Source organism: Halorubrum sp. GN12_10-3_MGM, from assembly GCF_005435235.1.
GTDB classification, from domain to species: domain Archaea; phylum Halobacteriota; class Halobacteria; order Halobacteriales; family Haloferacaceae; genus Halorubrum; species Halorubrum ezzemoulense.
The window spans coordinates 308,910-325,071 of the sequence record NZ_SGUB01000001.1 but is presented as its reverse complement, the minus strand read 5'-3'; the positions used below and the strand labels follow the sequence as shown (position 1 = coordinate 325,071).

Genomic DNA, 16,162 nt, shown 5'->3' with positions numbered 1-16,162 from the left:
GCCGTAGTTCGTCGTCCCCGACTCGAGGAGGTCGTCCTCGACGACGGTCCCGGGCGTGATCACCTCGGTGACGGCGCGGTCGACGAGCTGGCCGGGGTCCGCGGGCTGATCGACGACGCGATCGCGACCGATCCGCCACAGGAGATCACCGAGGGCGGGGTGATCCGCGAGGGGTTCGACGGCGACCTCGACGACCTGCGCGCCACCGAGCGCGAGGGCCGCGAGTGGGTCGCGGATCTGGAGGCGAGCGAGCGCGAACGCACCGGGATCGACTCGCTGTCCGTCGGCCACAACCAGGTCCACGGCTACTACATCGAGGTGACGGACGCGAACCTCGACCGCGTCCCCGACGACTACCGGCGTCGGCAGACGCTGAAGAACAGCGAGCGCTACGTCACGCCGGAGCTGAAGGAGCGCGAAGAGGAGATCGTCGGGGCCGCAGAGCGCGCGGACGCGCTGGAGTACGAGCTGTTCGTCGACGTCCGCGAGCGCGTCGCGGCCGAGACCGAGCGGATCCAGGCCCTCGCCGACGCGCTCGCCGAACTCGACGCGCTGGCGTCGCTCGCCGCGGTCGCGGTCGAACACGACTACGTCCGGCCCGAACTGCGGGAGGGCGTCGACGAGTCCCCCGACGCGGACGGGGCGGCCACCGCGGGCGTCGAGATCGAGGGCGGCAGACACCCGGTCGTCGAGCGGGCCGAGGACGCGTTCGTCCCGAACGACGCGGACCTCCCGCGCGGCTCCGTCGCCGTGATCACCGGGCCGAACATGAGCGGGAAATCGACGTACATGCGGTCGGTCGCGCTCGCCGTCGTGCTCGCGCAGACGGGGTCGTTCGTTCCAGCGCAGGCCGCCACGCTCCCCGTCTTCGACCGGGTGTTCACCCGCGTCGGGGCCTCCGACGACATCGCGGGCGGCCAGTCGACGTTCATGCGAGAGATGAGCGAGCTGACGGAGATCCTCCACGACGCCGGCCCCGACTCGCTCGTCCTCCTCGACGAGGTCGGCCGGGGCACGGCCACGACCGACGGGCGCGCCATCGCCCGCGCGGCCGCCGAGTTCCTCCACGACGAGCTGGGCGCGACCGCGCTCTTCGCGACGCACTACCACGGGCTCACCGACCTCGCCGACGAGCGAGAGCGCGTCTTCAACCTCCACTTCACCGCCACCCGGGAAGACGGCGACGTTACCTTCCTCCACCGGGTCGTGCCGGGCGCCTCGTCGTCGTCGTACGGCGTCGAGGTGGCGGAGCTCGCCGGGGTCCCGGGGGCGGTCGTCGACCGCGCCCGCGACCTCGTCGCCGCGGAGGAGGCGGACCGGTGGCGGGCGGCGAGCGGAGCCGGACGCGAGGACGCGGTCGACCCGGCGGACCGGTCGGGCGAGGGCGAGGCAGAGGGCGACCGGGACGGCGACGCGTCGCTGCGCGAGTTCCTCGCGGAGGAGGCGTCGGAGGACGGCAGCCGATCCGGGTCCGAGGCGGACACCCCGCCCGAAAGCGAGCGGGCGGAGCCGACGGGCGGCGACGACGACAGGCCTGCCGCCGGCGCGCCCCCCGGCCTCGCCGCGGAGCTTCGCGACCTCGACCTCGCGCGGATGACGCCGATCGAGGCGCTGAACGCCCTCCACGACCTCCAGTCGCGAGTCGACGATGACGGGTGAGCGAGACGGCGAGCGCGGCCGGTCGGGTACCGGTGATCGGTCCAAGAGCGAGAGTCGCGTCCGTCGGCTTGACCCGGCGACCGTCGACCGGATCGCGGCCGGCGAGGTCGTCACTCGACCCGCCCGCGTCGTCGGCGAACTCGTCGACAACGCGCTCGACGCGGGCGCCTCGCGGATCGACGTCGCGGTCGACGGCGACGGCACCGACCGGATCCGCGTCGCGGACGACGGTCGGGGCATGGCCCGCGCGGACGCGGCCCGGGCCGTCGAGCGCCACGCGACGAGCAAGCTGGCGCCCGACGGCGACCCGGTGGGCGTCCCGTCGCTGGGGTTCCGCGGCGAGGCGCTCGCGGCGATCGCCGAGGCCGCCCGGCTGGAGGTCGTCACGAGCTCCGGCGACGGGGTCGGCACCCGCGTCGTCGTCGACGGGACCGCCGACCGGGGGAACCGGTCGAGCGCGTCCGACTCGACCGACGGCGTCAGCGTCGAACCCGCGGGCCGCGCCCGCGGGACGACGGTTCTCGTCGGGGACCTGTTCGCGACCCGGCCGGCGCGTCGGGAGTCACTCGCGGGGGCGAACGCGGAGTTCGCGCGGATCTCCTCGCTCGTCGCCGACTACGCGCTGGCGAACCCGTCGGTGGCGTTCACGCTCGACCACGACGGGTCGACGACGCTGTCGACGCCGGGGACCGACCGCACGGACGCGCTGCTCGGCGTGTACGACCGCGACACCGCGAGCCGGTCGACGACGGTGGCCGCGAGCGTCGACGCGCCGCCCGGCGGGGAGGGTGACGCGGACGCCGTCGGCGTCGAGGTCTCGGCCACGCTGGCGTACCCGTCGATCACCCGGTCCTCCCGCGATCACGTCCGCGTCTCGGTGAACGGCCGCCCGGTCCGGAACGACCGGCTCGCGGCCGCGGTCCGCGACGGCTACGGGCGGCTCCTCCCCGACGGCCGCGAGCCGGTGGCCGCGGTCGACGTGTCGCTGCCGCCCGCTCGGGTCGACCCGAACGTCCACCCGGCGAAGCGGGAGGTGGGGCTCCGCGACGCCGACGCGGTCGCCGACGCGGTCGCGTCGGTCGTCGAGGACGCGCTCACCGGCGCGGACCTCCGGCGGGCCGCGGACGTCGCCACCGACCTCGACGGCGCCCTCGATCCGGTCGGCGCGGACGACGGCTCGCGGCCCGGCGCGTTCGCCGACGCCGTGCCGATAGGCACGTTCCGCGACCTGTACGTCCTCGTCGAGGCCGGCGACGAGCTCCTCGTGATCGACGGCCACGCGGCCCACGAGCGGGTGAACTACGAGCGGCTGGCCCGCGCGTTCGACGGCGAGCCGGTGCCGACGGCCCCGCTCGACCCGCCCGCGACCGTCTCGCTGTCGACCGACGAGGCGGCGGCCGCGAGGGCGCACGCGGACGACCTCGCCGCGCTCGGCTTCGAGACCGAGGCGTTCGGCGGCGGCACGCGTCGCCTCCGGACTGTCCCGGCGCCGTTCGGCCGGACCGCCGACGCCGACGCCTTCCGCGACGCGCTCGCCGCGCTCGTTGGGGCGGACCCGGGGACGGCGCGAGACGCGCGCGACGACCTGCTCGCGGACCTGGCGTGTCACCCATCGCTGAAGCGCGGCGAGTTCTCGGACCTCGCTCACGACGACCTCCGGGGGCTGCTCGACCGTCTCGGCGAGTGCGACCGCCCGTACGCCTGTCCGCACGGCCGGCCGACCGTCCTCTCGGTCGACGAGGAGACGGTCGCGGCCGGGTTCGGTCGGGACCGCTGAGCCGCGAGGCCGGTCGCCCCGCGGCGAGGCGATCGACAGTACCGACCGATATCTATTAACGCGATGGGACCGGGGATACTCGCATGGGAGAGCGGACCGAAGTGACGCGGGGGTCGCTGCCCGCGGAGCGGTCGGCCGGCCGGTTCTCGGGGCCGGACGGCTTCCGCGACCTCGTCGAGCGACTGCTCGCGTGGCTTCGGAAGCGACGCGCGTCGAGCTTGGAGAGCGTCTCGGCGGCGACGACGATGCGGAACGTCGTCGACGCGGACGCGCTCGCCGAGGAGACGCCGCCGAAGTGGAGCGTCCTCCACGACGTGGTCACCTACGGCGCGGACTCGCTCACGGACGTGCTCGTCTTCCGTCACGGCCCCACGAGACAGGACCTCGTGGTGATGCCGGAGCGGAACACCGACCCCGAGGGCGAGGTCAGCTTCTACCACGCCGACCGCACGAAGGGGGCGCGCCACCTGCTCTCGATCGGCGCGGACTCGCTCACCGCGGCGCTCAGTTACGTCTTGGACAAGATCGAGCGGTTCGAGCGGCTGTTCACCGGCCGCGGGTCGGAGCTGCCGAGCGGCTACACCGGTCCGACCGACCGGTAGCGGGAGGGTCCGGCGGGTAGCAGAAGGGGCCAGACGGGTAGCGAGAGCGCCGCCGCGGCGGCGCGTCAGGCCGGTCGGTCTCGCGACCGCCCGTCGCCGTTTTCGTCGGTCTGTTCGACGCGTTCGACCGTGTCGTCAGCCGCCGCCTTCTCCGGCGGGTACGAGACGGTCCGCTGCGGGTAGGGGATCGAGATGCCGGCGTCCGCGAACCGCTCTTGGATCCGCTCGACGGCGAGCGCCTTCGAGCGCCACCGCGCCTGCGGGGTCGGCGGGTCGATCCAGAACCGGAGGTCGAGCAGGATCGCCGAGTCACCGAATCCGGACGGGATCGCGTACGGCTGGGGGTTGTTCGCGATGACGCCGATGTTCTCTAAGACATCCTCGGCGATCTCGCTGGCCTCGTCCGGGTCGTCGTCGTAGCCGATCCCGACCTCCATGTGGATCCGGAGGCGCCCCTCCCGGCTCCGGTTGGTGATCGCCTGGTTGGCGACGAGGTCGTTTGGCACCACGACGTACTCCCCGTCGAAGTTGCGCATGTGGGTGTTCATGATCGTGATGTCGGTGACGAACCCCTCCTCGTCGCCGATCGCCACCCAGTCGCCGATCTCGAAGGGGCGGGCGAACATCAACACGAAGCCGGCGATGAGCGAGCCCAGCGTCTGCCGGGCCGCCATCCCGAGGACGATCCCGAGGAACCCAGCCCCGACGAGGAGGCCGCCGAGGTTCACGCCCCAGATGCCAAGGACGGTTATCAGCGCGAGCACGAGCAGGCCGACCTGTGCGAGCCGGGTGAGCAGCTGTTCCTGGTGGGCGGTGATCCGGTCGCTGTCCGCCGACAGCTCGCCGACGTACGTCTCCACCACGTCGCTGACGACGTACGCACCGCCGAGCAGCAGCGCCGAGGCGATCACCTGCCCGCCGACCCGGGCGGCGTTCTCCACGAGCGGCAGCACCGCGACCACGAGTGCGAACCGGCCCCACAGCGTCAGCACGGCGACGCCCGCGAGCGCGAACAGCGCGAGCTGTAGGAGTCCGACCGCGAGCCGCAGGAGGAACGACGCGGGGATCCCCTCCCGCAGCGTCTCCACCGCGCCCTCCGTCGACTCCGACAGCCGCTCGTCGAGGAGCCGCCCGACCCAGTCGGTGACGGTCTGCTCGCCGGCGCGGACCGCCCGCGGCAGCAGCAGCCAGCCGACGCCGAGCGTCGCGAGGGCGATGGCCGCGGTGACCGCCAGCCGCCCCTCCGTGCTCGATACGTCGCTCAACACCGCGCCGATCCGCGTTCCCAGTCCGCCTATCACGGTCTGACGTTCGCCGCCGCTCGGTTAACGGATCCGACGCGAGTCTCAGCGGAGAGAATCGGCACGACCGCTGCGGGGAAGGAGGCCGCGACTGCCCTGCTCCCGGTCACCGGCCGCGTCGGAGCTCTTCGATCAGCTGTTCGATGAGCGTCGACTGCCGGTCCAGGCGCTCGGACTGCGCCTCGACCGTGCGCCGCAGCGCGGCGACCTCGCTCGCGAGGTCCGCGTCCTCGACGCCGGCGCTCTCGAACGGCGAGCCGTCGAACGCGTCGTCGTCCGGGACGACGCCGTCGGTCTCGCCGTCCGCCGCGACCGCTTCCTCGCCGACCGCCGCCGCGGGCTCGCCTCCGGCCCCTCGCTCGGCGCCTTCCGCCGGGGCTTCGGGCGCGTCGCCGGCGGGGGAGTCCGTCGAATCCGTCGCGCCCGCGTCTCCCGCGAGAGGGTCCTCGGCCGCGTCGTCGACGGCGGCGTCCGCGGCGAGCGGGTCGTCGAGCGGGTCGCTGCCGCCGCTCGGTTCCGGCGATCCGACCGACGCCGACTCCGCGCTCTCGGTCGTCGCTCCGGGCCCGTCGCCCCCGGCGAGCGACTCCGACCCCCCGGCGGAGTCGCGTCCGCCCGCGCCCTTCGGTTCCGTTCCGAGCCCGCCGGAGTCTGGCTCCGCCTCGGCGCCGGGCGCCGCGTCGGCGTCCGCCTCGGCGTCGGCGGCCGGGGAAGCCGACAGCGGGTCCGGTCCCTCGCCGAAGTCGGTCGTGCCGGTCTGTTCGGCGTCGGACGCCGCCTCCTCGGCCTCGGCGGCGGCGACGCGGAACTCCTCTAAGCTGTCGACGCCGTGGAACGAGCACACCGCGTCGGCGAGCGTCTCCCGGACCGCCCGGGCGGACTCGTTCGGGGCCTTGAACCGCTCCGAGCGACCGTCGTGGACGAGGACGACCGCGGTGGCGACGGTCCCCTCCTCGAAGTCGAGCCCGGTGAGGTCGTCGTAGCCGAACTCCTCGAACTCGGGGTCCCAGACCGCCGAGCCGACGTGTTTGACCAGTCGCTCGCTGGTGACGATCAGGGTGAGCTCCGAGAAGCGGAAGGTGCGCACGACCGTCTCGCCGGGCCCGGTGACGCCGCTCGCGGAGAGGACGCCCGCGAGGATCGGGTGGAGGACATCGTCGACGCGCTTGGTCGGTACCGAGAGCGTCTCGTCGCCGTCGAGGCCGTACCCGAGGGTGATCTTCGCCTTGCGGCGTCCCGTCGAGACCTCGATTCGCTCGACGTCGTGGCCGTACTCGTCGACGGACTCGTCGGACAGGAGTCCGTCGCCGCGGTAGACGAGGGTCCGGGTGGGCGTGACCGCGAGTCGATCGTCGCCGCCCAACGGCACCTCGGCGACGACGTCCTCGTCGCCGACGGTCCCCGCGAGCAGGTCGGGAAGGCTCATACGCCGGAGATACGCCGCGCCCGGCATAAATCCGCTGGCTCGGGGTCGATCGAGCCCAGTCACCGCGTTCACCGCGCTCCCGACGCGCCGCCCGCGCCGCCGGCCCGAGGCGGGAGCGATCGCCCCCGAAAGCGACAGCCCCCGAAGCGATCCTCCCGAAAGCGACAGCCCCCGAAGCGATCCTCCCGAAAGCGACAGCCCCCGAAGCGATCCTCCCGAAAGTGACAGCCCCCGAAACGATCCTCCCGAAAGTGACAGCCCCCGAAACGATCCTCCCGAAAGTGACAGCCCTGAAGCGATCCTCCCGAAGGCGACCGGCCGCGGCGATCTGCGATCGGTTCACAACCCTCCGACGGATGGGAAGGTTAAAGGGTCTCATCGCGGTACGAGAAGGTGAGGCCGGGTGGCTTAGCTGGACATAGCGCCGCACTCATAGGGTTCGGAGATTCGGTGCGGTGACGCCTTGGAAGCGTCCGCGTCCTTCCCGTGGCTCCGCCGAGCCTCGGACCTGGGACATGCGGAGATCGTGGGTTCGGAGCCCACCCCGGCCATTTCTACGACCGACCGGTCGGCGAGCGCCGGCCCCGCCGATCCGTCCGCCGTCGCCGCCGGATCGAGTGCTACACCGGAACCGCCTCGCCGGCGACGAGCGCGACCGCGACGACGACGCCGCCCAGTCCCAACAGTCCGTAGTTCGCGAAGGGATTCGCCGCGGTGAACAGGTCGAGCGAATACTCGGTGTCTCGCACGGGCGCGTACGGTCGGATGCCCGTCGGTGTGAGCGCGTCCGCGAGGATGTGCGAGACGATCGTCACGGCGCCGAACAGGAACGCGGCGGCGCCGAACAGCAGCGCCTCGGCGAGTCCGCGCTGAAGCCCGACCGCCAGCCCGACGCCCCCGAGGACGACTCCGACGAGCAGCGCGAACCAGACGGTGTGCGTGATCCCCCGATGCCTGACGACGGGAACTCGCATGTCGAGGTCGGGGACCATCGCCGTCGAGGCGACGCCGGCGGCGCCGACGAGGCCGGCCTCTATCGAGAGGAGGGCGGTGACGAGAAACCCGAACGGGGCGTAGACGACGAGCGAGGCCCCGACGTGTCCCTTCCGGTACATGTTGACGACTGCGTTCCGGGTCCGTAAGTCCGTTACGTCGAGACGCGACCCCCCACGGCGCGTCTCCGGACGCGTCCGCGGAGCTCGCGGTCCCGTCGCGTTGTCGGGGCGAAACGCCTACGGCCTCCCGCCGTGACGCTCCGGTATGACACTGACCGCCCGCGACCTGATGGAGCCGGACGTGAAGACGGTCTCGCCGGACGACGACGTCGCCGACGCGTTCAAGCGGTTCGCTCGGTACGAGTTCAGCGGGTTCCCGGTCGTCGACGAGGACGAGCGGGTGGTCGGGATCGTCACCGAGTCCGACCTCGTCGACCTGTTCGAGCCGGAGGACGAGACGCTGTGGATCCCCGTCGGACTCCCTCCGTTCGTGGACACCCTCTCGTATCAGGTGAAGCGCCCGTGGGCCGACCTCGATCTGGGCGTCGACATGCTCCGCAACGCGGACCGACCCGTCTCCGAGGTGATGAGCGCGGACGTGGCGACCGTGACGCCGGACGTGAGCGTCGACGACGTGCTGGATCTGCTCGTCGGCGACGACCCCGATATCAACCGCGTGCCCGTCGTCGACGACGACGGCCGTATCATCGGGATCATCGCGCGTCAGGATGTGATCCGCGCGTTCCGCGACCGCCGACTGGAGTAGATCCGGTCGGACCGTCGCGAGGAGTCCCGCGGACGCTCGGCTGTGGATGTCGGCGACCGCGTCAGCTCCGAAGCGCCTCGACGGGCCGCTCGTTGGCCGCCTTCCACGCGGGGTACGCGCCGCTGACGAGCCCCACGCCGACGCCGAAGCCGAGCGCCAAGAGGAGGTAGTAGGCGTTCGTACGGTCGAGCACGAGCGCCGTGTCGACGGCGGGCGTCGCGAGGACCAGGCCCGCGACGAGCAGGACGGTGAGCAGGGTGCCGGCCGCGGCGCCGGCCGCGCCGATCAGCCCGGCCTCCGCGAGCAGGACGCGCAACACGTCGCGGCGGGCGACGCCGACCGCGCGCATCACCCCGATCTCCTGCCGGCGCTCGACGGTACTCATCAGCATCACGTTGAGGATCGAGACCCCGGCGACGACGAGGGAGATCGCGCCGAGCCCGAGCAGGAACGTCGAGAGGAGGCCGAAGAACTCGTTGATCTCGTCGACGAGGGCGGCCAGCTCGAACAGCTCCACCCGGTCCTCGCGGGCGTTCACCGCCTCGCGGATGGCGTCCGCGGCCGCCCGCGCCTCGGCGCCGGTGTCGGAGACGACGAGCGCCTGCGCGTAGCCGTCGGCCGAGAACGCCGACTCGGGGAGGTACACCGCGTCGTCGGGCGCGACCGGGCTGAACGTCTGGCTCTCGACCAACACCGCGATGACGCGGACCTGCGAGCCGGCGATCTCGACGGTGTCGCCCGCGCCGGCGCCGAGGTCCTCGGCGATCCCCGCGCCGAGGATCGCGCCCTGTCGGTGCCGCTCGGGGAGTCGCCCCTCGGCTGCCTCGTACGCCAGCGCGGGCTCTTCGACCCCGTACACCGTCGCGAACGTCTGGTCGCCCTGCCGCGCGACCGTGGCGCTGTCGGAGTACAGCGGGATCACTGCGGGCTCGCCGACCGCCCGGCGGATCGAGGCGATGTCCGCGTCGGACAGCGACTCCACGCCGGCGTCGGTGTTCGGCGAGACGACGACCTGCGTGCCGATATCGCCGATGGCGTCGTCCGCGCCCAGCGCCAGCACGTTCCCGAAGATGCCGAGCGCCGCGACCGCGAGGACCCCGATACAGACCCCGAGGACCGCCAGCACGGTCCGGACCCGGTTTCGTCGGAGGTTCCGCGACGCCATCGACACCGCGGGGCGCCAGCCGCGGAGCCAGCCGGCGGCGCCCCCCGGTGCGCGGTCGTCGGCGCTCATCCGTGGTCCCCGCTCATCCGCGGTCACCGCCCACCTGCGGTCCCGGAGCGGTCCGGCCGGCGTCGCGGCCGCCGCGCCGGTCCGCGTCGGCGTGCGGATCGGACTCGCCGGGCAAGCCGCCGGTCAGCACGCCGTCGGTGAGGTCGACGACGCGGTCGGCGTACTCCTCGACGAGCGGATCGTGCGTGACGGCGATGACGGCGACCCCCTCGGCCTTGACGCGCTCGAACTCGGCGAGGATCGCCTCGCCGGTGTCGGTGTCGAGGTTCCCCGTCGGCTCGTCCGCGAGCAGGACCGCGGGCTCGTTTATCAGCGACCGGGCGATCGCGACGCGCTGTTTCTGCCCGCCGGAGAGCTCGTTCGGTTCGTGGTCGAGCCGGTCGCCGAGCCCGAACCGCGCGAGCAGGTTCGCGGCCCGGTCGCTCGCGTCGCCGGGGTCGAACGCCGTCGGCATCGCGACGTTCTCGACGGCGGTGAGCGTCGGCAGCAGGTGGAAGTCCTGGAACACGAACCCGATCGACTCCTTGCGCGCCCGCGTTCGCTCCGCGACGGAGAGGCTCGTCACGTCGGTGTCGCCGAGCAGCCGTCGGCCGGAAGTGGGGTCGTCAAGGAGCCCGAGGACGTTCAGCAGCGTCGACTTGCCGGAGCCGCTCGGCCCGACTACCGCGACGAACTCGCCGGGCCGGGCCGCGAAGTCGACGTCGTCGAGCGCGACCACCGGCTCGCCGCCCCCGCTCGGATACCGCTTGACGACCCCGCGGAGCGCGACGGCGTAGTCGTCGTCAGCGAGATTGCTGTCGCCGCTCGTCTCCCAGTCGGCCGCAGCGCCGTTCGTCGCCCGACCGGCCGCAAGATCCTCCGCCTCGTCGGTCGTGCGGTTCCGGCTCACGGCGCCGACCCGTCGCGTCGTCGCCCGGTCGGTCCCCCGAGTCGTCCGGTCCTGACCGCGACGCCGACCGCCCCGGCGAGGCCGACGAGCGCGAGGCCGCTCGCGACCGTCCCCACGGTCCCCAGCCCGCCGGCGCCGAGTCGGCCGAGGGTGCCGCCGCCGTCGCGATCGTCGGTAGCCGGCTCCGGCGCGGCCACCGAGAACGTCTCCGTGTACCGCACGCCGCGCTCGGTGTACGTGACGCGGATCGGGATCTCCTCGGCGACCGTGACGTTCGCCGCGGTCGTCACGTCGAAGCCGACGAAGTCGCTGGCGCCGAGCGTCCCGACGAAGTACTCGCCGCCCGCGGGGGTCGGCGCGACGCCGGGCGCGTCGCCGACCGAGACGACCGCACCGGTCATCTCGCCGCTCCCCGCGTTGCCGAGGTTGGCGTCGACGACGACGCCGTCAGCGGTCTCGCGCACGGTCGCGTCGGTCACGGTCGGCGTCGCCTCGCGGACGGGGTACGTCACCGTCGACTCCGCGCTCCGGTCGGCGCCGCGATCGTTCCGCCGGTCCGTGTCGGCGCGGAAGGCGGCGGTGACCGTCACGTCCGAGCGCCGGTCGAGCGGTCCGAGATCGACGATCACGCGTCGCTCCTCGCCGGGCGCCACGCCCTCGACGACGAACGGGCCGACGTCGACCGTCTCCGCGCCGTCACCGTCGACCGCGGCCCCGACGGCGCGGAGGCTGATCCGGTCGGCGGCCGTCGTACCGGTGTTGACCACGGTCACCTCGACGGGCGAATCGACGGCCGGCGGCGACGCCTCGCCCTGACCGCCGTCGCCGGTATCGAGCCCGCCGCCCCCGCCGAAGACGCCCTGGATGCCGCCGATGCCGAGGTCGCCGGTGGCGCTCTCGCTCTCGTCGTCGCTCCGGAGGTCCTCGGGGTCGAGCGCGCGGGTGCGGAGGTCGAGCGCGACCTCGGTCGGGCGCACCTCGAACACGACGTCGCGGCTGACAGTCACGAACTCGCCGCTCGTCGACTGGTTCGCGACGACCTCGACGGTGAGCCGCCTCTCGCCCGGTTCCCTGAACGTCGTCCACAGCGTCGCGTCCAGCGAGTCGCCCGCCGAGAGCGCCCCGACGCCCGAGGCGCTGTCGAGCACGTCGCCGTCCGCGTCCCGGACGCGGACCGTCGTGAGGTTCGCCGCCGCGTCGCTGCCGCCGGAGTTCGAGACCGTGACGTTCAGGGTCGCGCGCTCGTCGACGGTCGGAGCGCCCGGAGACACGCCGACCTCGGTGAGGGTGATCCGCGCGTCCGGTACCGCCGCCGCGCCGCCGACCGCGAACCCGCCGCCGACGACGGACAGCACCGTTAACGCGGCCAGCAGCGCGGCTGTAGTTCGTGTGGGCGTCAATGTCACTATGACTACGCGACCTGCGTGGTTATATCCGTCGGCGACGGAAGCTGACGGCTCCTACCGGCGCTTCGTCGGCGAACTCGACTCCGCCGCTAGGCGGCGAACGCGGCCGGCGGGGACCCGCGGTTTCGACGGCCACCGAGACGTACCGGTTACGGATGCTTTTTCAACGGGCCGACGTAAGTGAGGGTAATGACCGAACGCGACACCGCGCGAGCGGGTGATCGGCGATGATGGGCGGCAACGACCAGCAGGCGTACGACCGCGGCACGTCGCTGTTCTCGCCGGACGGCCGGATATATCAGGTCGAGTACGCCCGCGAGGCGGTCTCGCGCGGCGCGCCGAGCGTCGGCGTCCGGACGACTGACGGCGTCGTCTTCGTCGCGATGTCCCGCCCCTCCTCGTCGCTGATGGAGGCCGAGAGCATCGAGAAGCTCCACAAGCTCGACGACCACGTCGGCACCGCGAGCGCCGGCCACGTCGCCGACGCCCGGCAGCTGATCGACCTCGCGCGCCGCCAGTCGCAGGGGAACCGCCTCCGCTACGGCGAGCCCGTCGGCGTCGAGACGCTGACGAAGTTCATTACCGACCACATCCAAGAGAACACCCAGCGCGGTGGCACGCGCCCGTACGGTGCTGCCCTCCTCATCGGCGGCATCGACGACGGCGAGCCGCGCCTGTTCGCCGCCGACCCCTCGGGTACGCCCAACGAGTGGAAGGCGACCGTCATCGGCGGCGGCCGGCAGGACATTCAGGGACACCTCGAAGACGAGTGGAGCGACGACCTCTCGCTCGAGGACGGCATCGAACTCGCGGTCGCGGCCTTGGCCGCCCACGACGACGAGTTCGAGGCGTCCGACCTCGCGGTCGCGACCGTGACCGAGGCCGACGGCTTCCGGACGGTCCCGACCGACGAGGTCGAGGCCGCCGTCGAGGCCGCCGGGCTCGCGGCGGACGAGGAGGACGCGGAGGAGACGGACGACGACGCGTCCGACGGCGACGAGTAGCGACCGCGTGCGGGAGCCGGGACCGAACCGCGCCGCCGCGCCTCCTCGCGGCGGGAGCGACCGGCGCGGGCAGCGCCGGGAGGAGCGGGAGTCCGGGCTCGGAAGCGCGCGATTGTACGACACACACAACACTTTTTGCGGCGGAAACCGTCAGTTACCACGTAAAATGTCCGATTCGATGTCCGAACAGCTCCAACGAGACATGGAGTGCGAGGGGTTACTCGAGTGCTTCCACGGTCTGAAACGGTTGGACAAGGACTGCTACCGAGCGATGGTCTCGGCCGAAGAGGCGCTCACGATCGACGAGGTCGCCGAACGCGTGGACCGCGAGCGCTCGACCGCCTACCGCGCGGTCCAGCGCCTCCTGAACGCCGGCTTCATCCAGAAGGAACAGATCAACTACGACCACGGCGGCTACTACCACGTGTACAGCCCCACGGATCCGTCCCAGATCGCCGACGACATGCAGCGGATGCTCAACGACTGGTACGCGAAGATGGGCCAGCTCATCGGCGAGTTCGAGGAGAAGTACGACGAACCCGAGCGCGCCGCCGTCGAGAGCTGAGCGGAGCACCGAGACCCCTCACGAGGCGGACTCGACGCGAGGGCGGTGGGCGTCGCAGGGTTTCGCGCGCTACTTTCGGTCGCTATTCCGCGTAGATGAGGGTCCGCCGGCACTCGGGGCACACGTACGGGACCGGCGTGAGGATCTCGTCGGCGCTGAGGCCGCCGAGAAACCCGTCGCTCGACCCGTCGGAGACAAGGGAGAGCGTCCCGAGAGCGTCGGTTCCCTGTAGCTCCATCTCCTCTAGCGGCTCCTCGCAGTCCGGACAGGTCTGTTCAGAGGGCATGTGCGTGATTTTTCCAGTACTCTCCAAAATAGTTGTGATCCGTACGCTCCCGATTGAGGATCGATCCGTTCTCACGTCGAGTCGGACACGTCTCGCGGTGGCAAGCTTCGGACGGCGCGGGAGTTTCGGACGGTGGGAGAGTTGTTTCGGACGGCGATACGTCTCAGGGGCACACGTACAGCGGCGGGAAAGGTGGAGCGGACCGACGCGACGCCGGCGCTCAGAACGTGAACACGTGGTCGGCCTCCTCGGCGGCCTCGAGGAAGGTGACCGCGCCGGCGAACTGCGTCGTCAGGTCGTCGTCGATGGCCTCCTGCTCCCACTGGAGCATGTCCAGCGTGGTCGTACACGCGACCGAGGTGACCGCCTCCCCGCCGTCGGCGATCAGCTGGTCGAGCATGTCGTAGGGGTTCGGCATCCCCTCGTCGAGCAGCGGCTGGACCGACGAGAGGTCTTTCTCGCCCTCCAGCAGGTGCGTCAGTCCGTCGAAGGTGAAGTAAAGGAACACGTCGGTGTCCATCGTCAGCGCGACGTGGCCGAGGTTGGTCGCCATCGCGAGGCTCTTCGGGTCGTCGCTGGAGACGATGATGCCGATCTCGTCCATGCTCATTCTTCCTTGCGGACGTAGTGCGTGTACACGTCGTCGCCCTCCTCCTGTTCAAGGAGCGTGACGCCGTCGGTGCCCGTCGCCCACCCGTCGATGTCGCTCACGCTTCCGGGATCGGTCGCGACGACCTCCAGCACCTCACCGGGGGCGAGGTCGTCGATCGCGCCCTTCGTCTTCACGATAGGCATCGGGCAGCTCAGTCCTTTCACGTCCAGCGTCTCCGCGATATCGAGTTCGGTGCTCATGGGTTAGTAGTTTGTGCGCAAAAGACAATACTACGCACAGGTGTTTTAATCTTGCGTATCTGTTTCAATACAGTCCCGTCCGAGGGAATCCGACGCCGGGGGGATCGGCCCAGTAGCCGATAGCGGCACTTACGGTGGTCGAGACCGAAGAGAGGGCCATGTCGACGACCGTTCGCGTCCGCTGTACCGACTGTGCGTACGACGAAGCGTTCGACTCGCTCCGGCGGGCGCGGACCGCGCTCGACGACCACGAGCGCGCGACGGGGCACGCCGTCGACTGGCAGATTGGCGGACTCACGGCAGGCGTCGAGCGAGCGGGCGACGACGCCGGCGTCTGTGGCCGGGACGAGTGTGCGAACGCGGACTCACCGCTCCTCGATCACGGACCGTCGGCGGCGGCCGACCCGGACGCCTGAGGCGGGTTGCTCCCCGGCAGCGACCGGCCCCGAACCGGAGTGTGCCGTCACCGACCGACCGCTGTGCCGTCTTCGAAGGCTCTTGTATTGTACAACAAAAACAATATTACTCATCAGCACGAACAGTCGCGTATGAGGATCGTATTCGCGACAGACCTCTCGGACGCGAACGAGGCGGCGATCGAGTCTCGGACCTGTCTGGAGTGTCTCGACAATATCGGTGTCAGCGAGGTTCACCTGTTGACGGTCGTCCCGGACAACGTCTCCAGCGGGCTGCCGGGGATGGACGCCGCCAGCGACGCCCGAGAGGCGCTCGCGCCGCAGCGGAGCGTGTTCGAGCGCGCGGGGTTCGACGTGGAGACGCACGTCGCCCGCGGGACGCCGCATCGACGGATCAACGGCTTGGCCGAGCGGCTCGACGCGGACATGATCGTCGTCGGGTCGCGCGGACAGGCGCCGCTCCAGAATCGGCTCATCGGCGGCACCGTGCGCAACGTCGCGCGGACGGCCGTCAGGCCGCTGCTCGTCGAGCGGATCGAGGAGACGCCGGACGGACACGCGGTCAAGAAGGAACACCTGTTCCAGGACGTGCTGTACGCCACCGACTTCTCCGAGAACGCGGCGCGCGCCTACGACTACTTCCCGGCGCTGACGGGCGCGACCGAGCGGGCGTACCTGCTCCACGTGGGCGGCGGAGACGCGGAGTCGACGGCGACCGCCGAGGAGCGGCTGGACGAGCTTGCGAGTGACCTCGGCGACCGGACCGGGTTCCACGTCGAGACCAACGTCAGGTCCGGCAACCCCGTCGACGAGATCACGGCCGAAGAGGAGCGCGTGGGCGCGACGACGACGCTCATCGGCGCGCGCGGGACGAGCCGACTCCGGCGGCTCCTCCTCGGGAGCACCGCGGAGTCGATCGTCGCGCGCGGGACGAACAACGTCCTGCTCGTCCCGCCCGAGGCGGCGGCGCCGCGCTGACGCCGG

At 71.8% G+C, this 16,162-nt stretch carries 18 protein-coding genes and 1 tRNA gene; 9 read left to right on the top strand and 10 right to left on the bottom strand.

From position 1 onward, the window contains the following. From mutS to EXE47_RS01705, 3 genes are all read left to right on the top strand, one after another. Positions 1 to 1,659: DNA mismatch repair protein MutS (gene mutS, locus EXE47_RS01715; protein WP_137707958.1), on the top strand; the 1,659-nt coding region annotated here is incomplete at its 5' end. Further along, positions 1,649 to 3,436: a DNA mismatch repair endonuclease MutL gene (mutL, locus tag EXE47_RS01710; RefSeq protein WP_089308194.1), complete on the top strand. Its 1,788-nt coding sequence runs from the start codon at positions 1,649 to 1,651 to the stop codon at positions 3,434 to 3,436. The genes mutS and mutL, both read left to right, overlap by 11 nt. An 83-nt stretch (positions 3,437 to 3,519) precedes the next feature. Then, complete coding sequence (locus EXE47_RS01705) at positions 3,520 to 4,038, top strand: hypothetical protein (RefSeq protein WP_089308195.1); 519 nt, start codon at positions 3,520 to 3,522, stop codon at positions 4,036 to 4,038. Positions 4,039 to 4,103: 65 nt separating this feature from the next. Here EXE47_RS01705 and EXE47_RS01700 read toward each other — a convergent pair whose 3' ends face one another. From EXE47_RS01700 to EXE47_RS19345, 3 genes are all read right to left on the bottom strand, one after another. Continuing rightward, positions 4,104 to 5,339, bottom strand: coding sequence for a mechanosensitive ion channel family protein (locus tag EXE47_RS01700; RefSeq protein ID WP_198943844.1), 1,236 nt, complete (start codon positions 5,337 to 5,339; stop codon positions 4,104 to 4,106). A gap of 106 nt (positions 5,340 to 5,445) precedes the next feature. Further along, entirely contained in the window at positions 5,446 to 6,765 is a 1,320-nt protein-coding gene (locus EXE47_RS01695; RefSeq protein WP_089308196.1) for a hypothetical protein, read from the bottom strand. 68 nt (positions 6,766 to 6,833) lie between these two features. Beyond that, the gene (locus EXE47_RS19345) at positions 6,834 to 7,100 is read right to left on the bottom strand and encodes a pentapeptide repeat-containing protein (protein WP_080508563.1); all 267 of its coding nucleotides are present in this window, start codon (positions 7,098 to 7,100) and stop codon (positions 6,834 to 6,836) included. A gap of 62 nt (positions 7,101 to 7,162) precedes the next feature. On the opposite strand from EXE47_RS19345, the gene EXE47_RS18375 reads away from it, so the two are divergent. After that, positions 7,163 to 7,316: transfer RNA gene (locus tag EXE47_RS18375), tRNA-Met, on the top strand. 69 nt (positions 7,317 to 7,385) lie between these two features. Here the strand turns inward: EXE47_RS18375 and EXE47_RS01680 are convergent. Further along, positions 7,386 to 7,880, bottom strand: coding sequence for a metal-dependent hydrolase (locus EXE47_RS01680; protein ID WP_089308197.1), 495 nt, complete (start codon positions 7,878 to 7,880; stop codon positions 7,386 to 7,388). A gap of 145 nt (positions 7,881 to 8,025) precedes the next feature. Between EXE47_RS01680 and EXE47_RS01675 the strand changes: the two genes are divergently transcribed. Then, the gene (locus EXE47_RS01675) at positions 8,026 to 8,526 is read left to right on the top strand and encodes an HPP family protein (RefSeq protein WP_086217016.1); all 501 of its coding nucleotides are present in this window, start codon (positions 8,026 to 8,028) and stop codon (positions 8,524 to 8,526) included. 61 nt (positions 8,527 to 8,587) lie between these two features. Here EXE47_RS01675 and EXE47_RS01670 read toward each other — a convergent pair whose 3' ends face one another. Genes EXE47_RS01670 through EXE47_RS01660 form a run of 3 tightly spaced genes read right to left on the bottom strand, consistent with a single transcriptional unit; the run spans position 8,588 to position 12,055 of the window. Further along, positions 8,588 to 9,760 carry an ABC transporter permease gene (locus EXE47_RS01670; protein WP_086217015.1) on the bottom strand — a complete coding sequence of 391 codons (1,173 nt, stop codon included), beginning with the start codon at positions 9,758 to 9,760 and terminating at the stop codon, positions 8,588 to 8,590. 13 nt (positions 9,761 to 9,773) lie between these two features. Continuing rightward, on the bottom strand, positions 9,774 to 10,649 hold the full coding sequence (locus EXE47_RS01665; RefSeq protein ID WP_394338097.1) for an ABC transporter ATP-binding protein: 876 nt from the start codon (positions 10,647 to 10,649) through the stop codon (positions 9,774 to 9,776). Continuing rightward, on the bottom strand, positions 10,646 to 12,055 hold the full coding sequence (locus EXE47_RS01660) for a CARDB domain-containing protein (RefSeq protein ID WP_199237856.1): 1,410 nt from the start codon (positions 12,053 to 12,055) through the stop codon (positions 10,646 to 10,648). The genes EXE47_RS01665 and EXE47_RS01660 overlap by 4 nt, the downstream gene beginning before the upstream one ends. Positions 12,056 to 12,282: 227 nt before the next feature. On the opposite strand from EXE47_RS01660, the gene psmA reads away from it, so the two are divergent. Further along, entirely contained in the window at positions 12,283 to 13,059 is a 777-nt protein-coding gene (gene psmA / locus EXE47_RS01655; protein ID WP_176450675.1) for an archaeal proteasome endopeptidase complex subunit alpha, read from the top strand. A gap of 166 nt (positions 13,060 to 13,225) precedes the next feature. Then, positions 13,226 to 13,624: a helix-turn-helix domain-containing protein gene (locus tag EXE47_RS01650; RefSeq protein WP_089308199.1), complete on the top strand. Its 399-nt coding sequence runs from the start codon at positions 13,226 to 13,228 to the stop codon at positions 13,622 to 13,624. Between the two features lie 82 nt (positions 13,625 to 13,706). Here EXE47_RS01650 and EXE47_RS01645 read toward each other — a convergent pair whose 3' ends face one another. The 3 genes from EXE47_RS01645 to EXE47_RS01635 all read right to left on the bottom strand — a co-directional run bounded on the left by EXE47_RS01645 (position 13,707) and on the right by EXE47_RS01635 (position 14,762). Next, positions 13,707 to 13,910: a hypothetical protein gene (locus EXE47_RS01645; protein ID WP_089308200.1), complete on the bottom strand. Its 204-nt coding sequence runs from the start codon at positions 13,908 to 13,910 to the stop codon at positions 13,707 to 13,709. Positions 13,911 to 14,130: 220 nt separating this feature from the next. Then, on the bottom strand, positions 14,131 to 14,514 hold the full coding sequence (locus EXE47_RS01640) for a DsrE family protein (protein ID WP_049930616.1): 384 nt from the start codon (positions 14,512 to 14,514) through the stop codon (positions 14,131 to 14,133). A 2-nt stretch (positions 14,515 to 14,516) separates the two neighbouring features. Next, complete coding sequence (locus EXE47_RS01635) at positions 14,517 to 14,762, bottom strand: sulfurtransferase TusA family protein (RefSeq protein ID WP_004596950.1); 246 nt, start codon at positions 14,760 to 14,762, stop codon at positions 14,517 to 14,519. Positions 14,763 to 14,920: 158 nt separating this feature from the next. Here EXE47_RS01635 and EXE47_RS01630 point away from each other — a divergent pair, with 158 nt between their 5' ends. Together EXE47_RS01630 and EXE47_RS01625 are read left to right on the top strand one after the other, a co-directional pair. Further along, a complete protein-coding gene (locus tag EXE47_RS01630; protein WP_176450674.1) occupies positions 14,921 to 15,178 on the top strand; it encodes a hypothetical protein in 258 nt (85 codons plus the stop codon). A 132-nt stretch (positions 15,179 to 15,310) separates the two neighbouring features. Beyond that, positions 15,311 to 16,156, top strand: a complete 846-nt coding sequence (locus EXE47_RS01625; protein WP_049930612.1) for a universal stress protein — start codon at positions 15,311 to 15,313, stop codon at positions 16,154 to 16,156. The last annotated feature ends 6 nt before the right edge of the window (positions 16,157 to 16,162 follow it).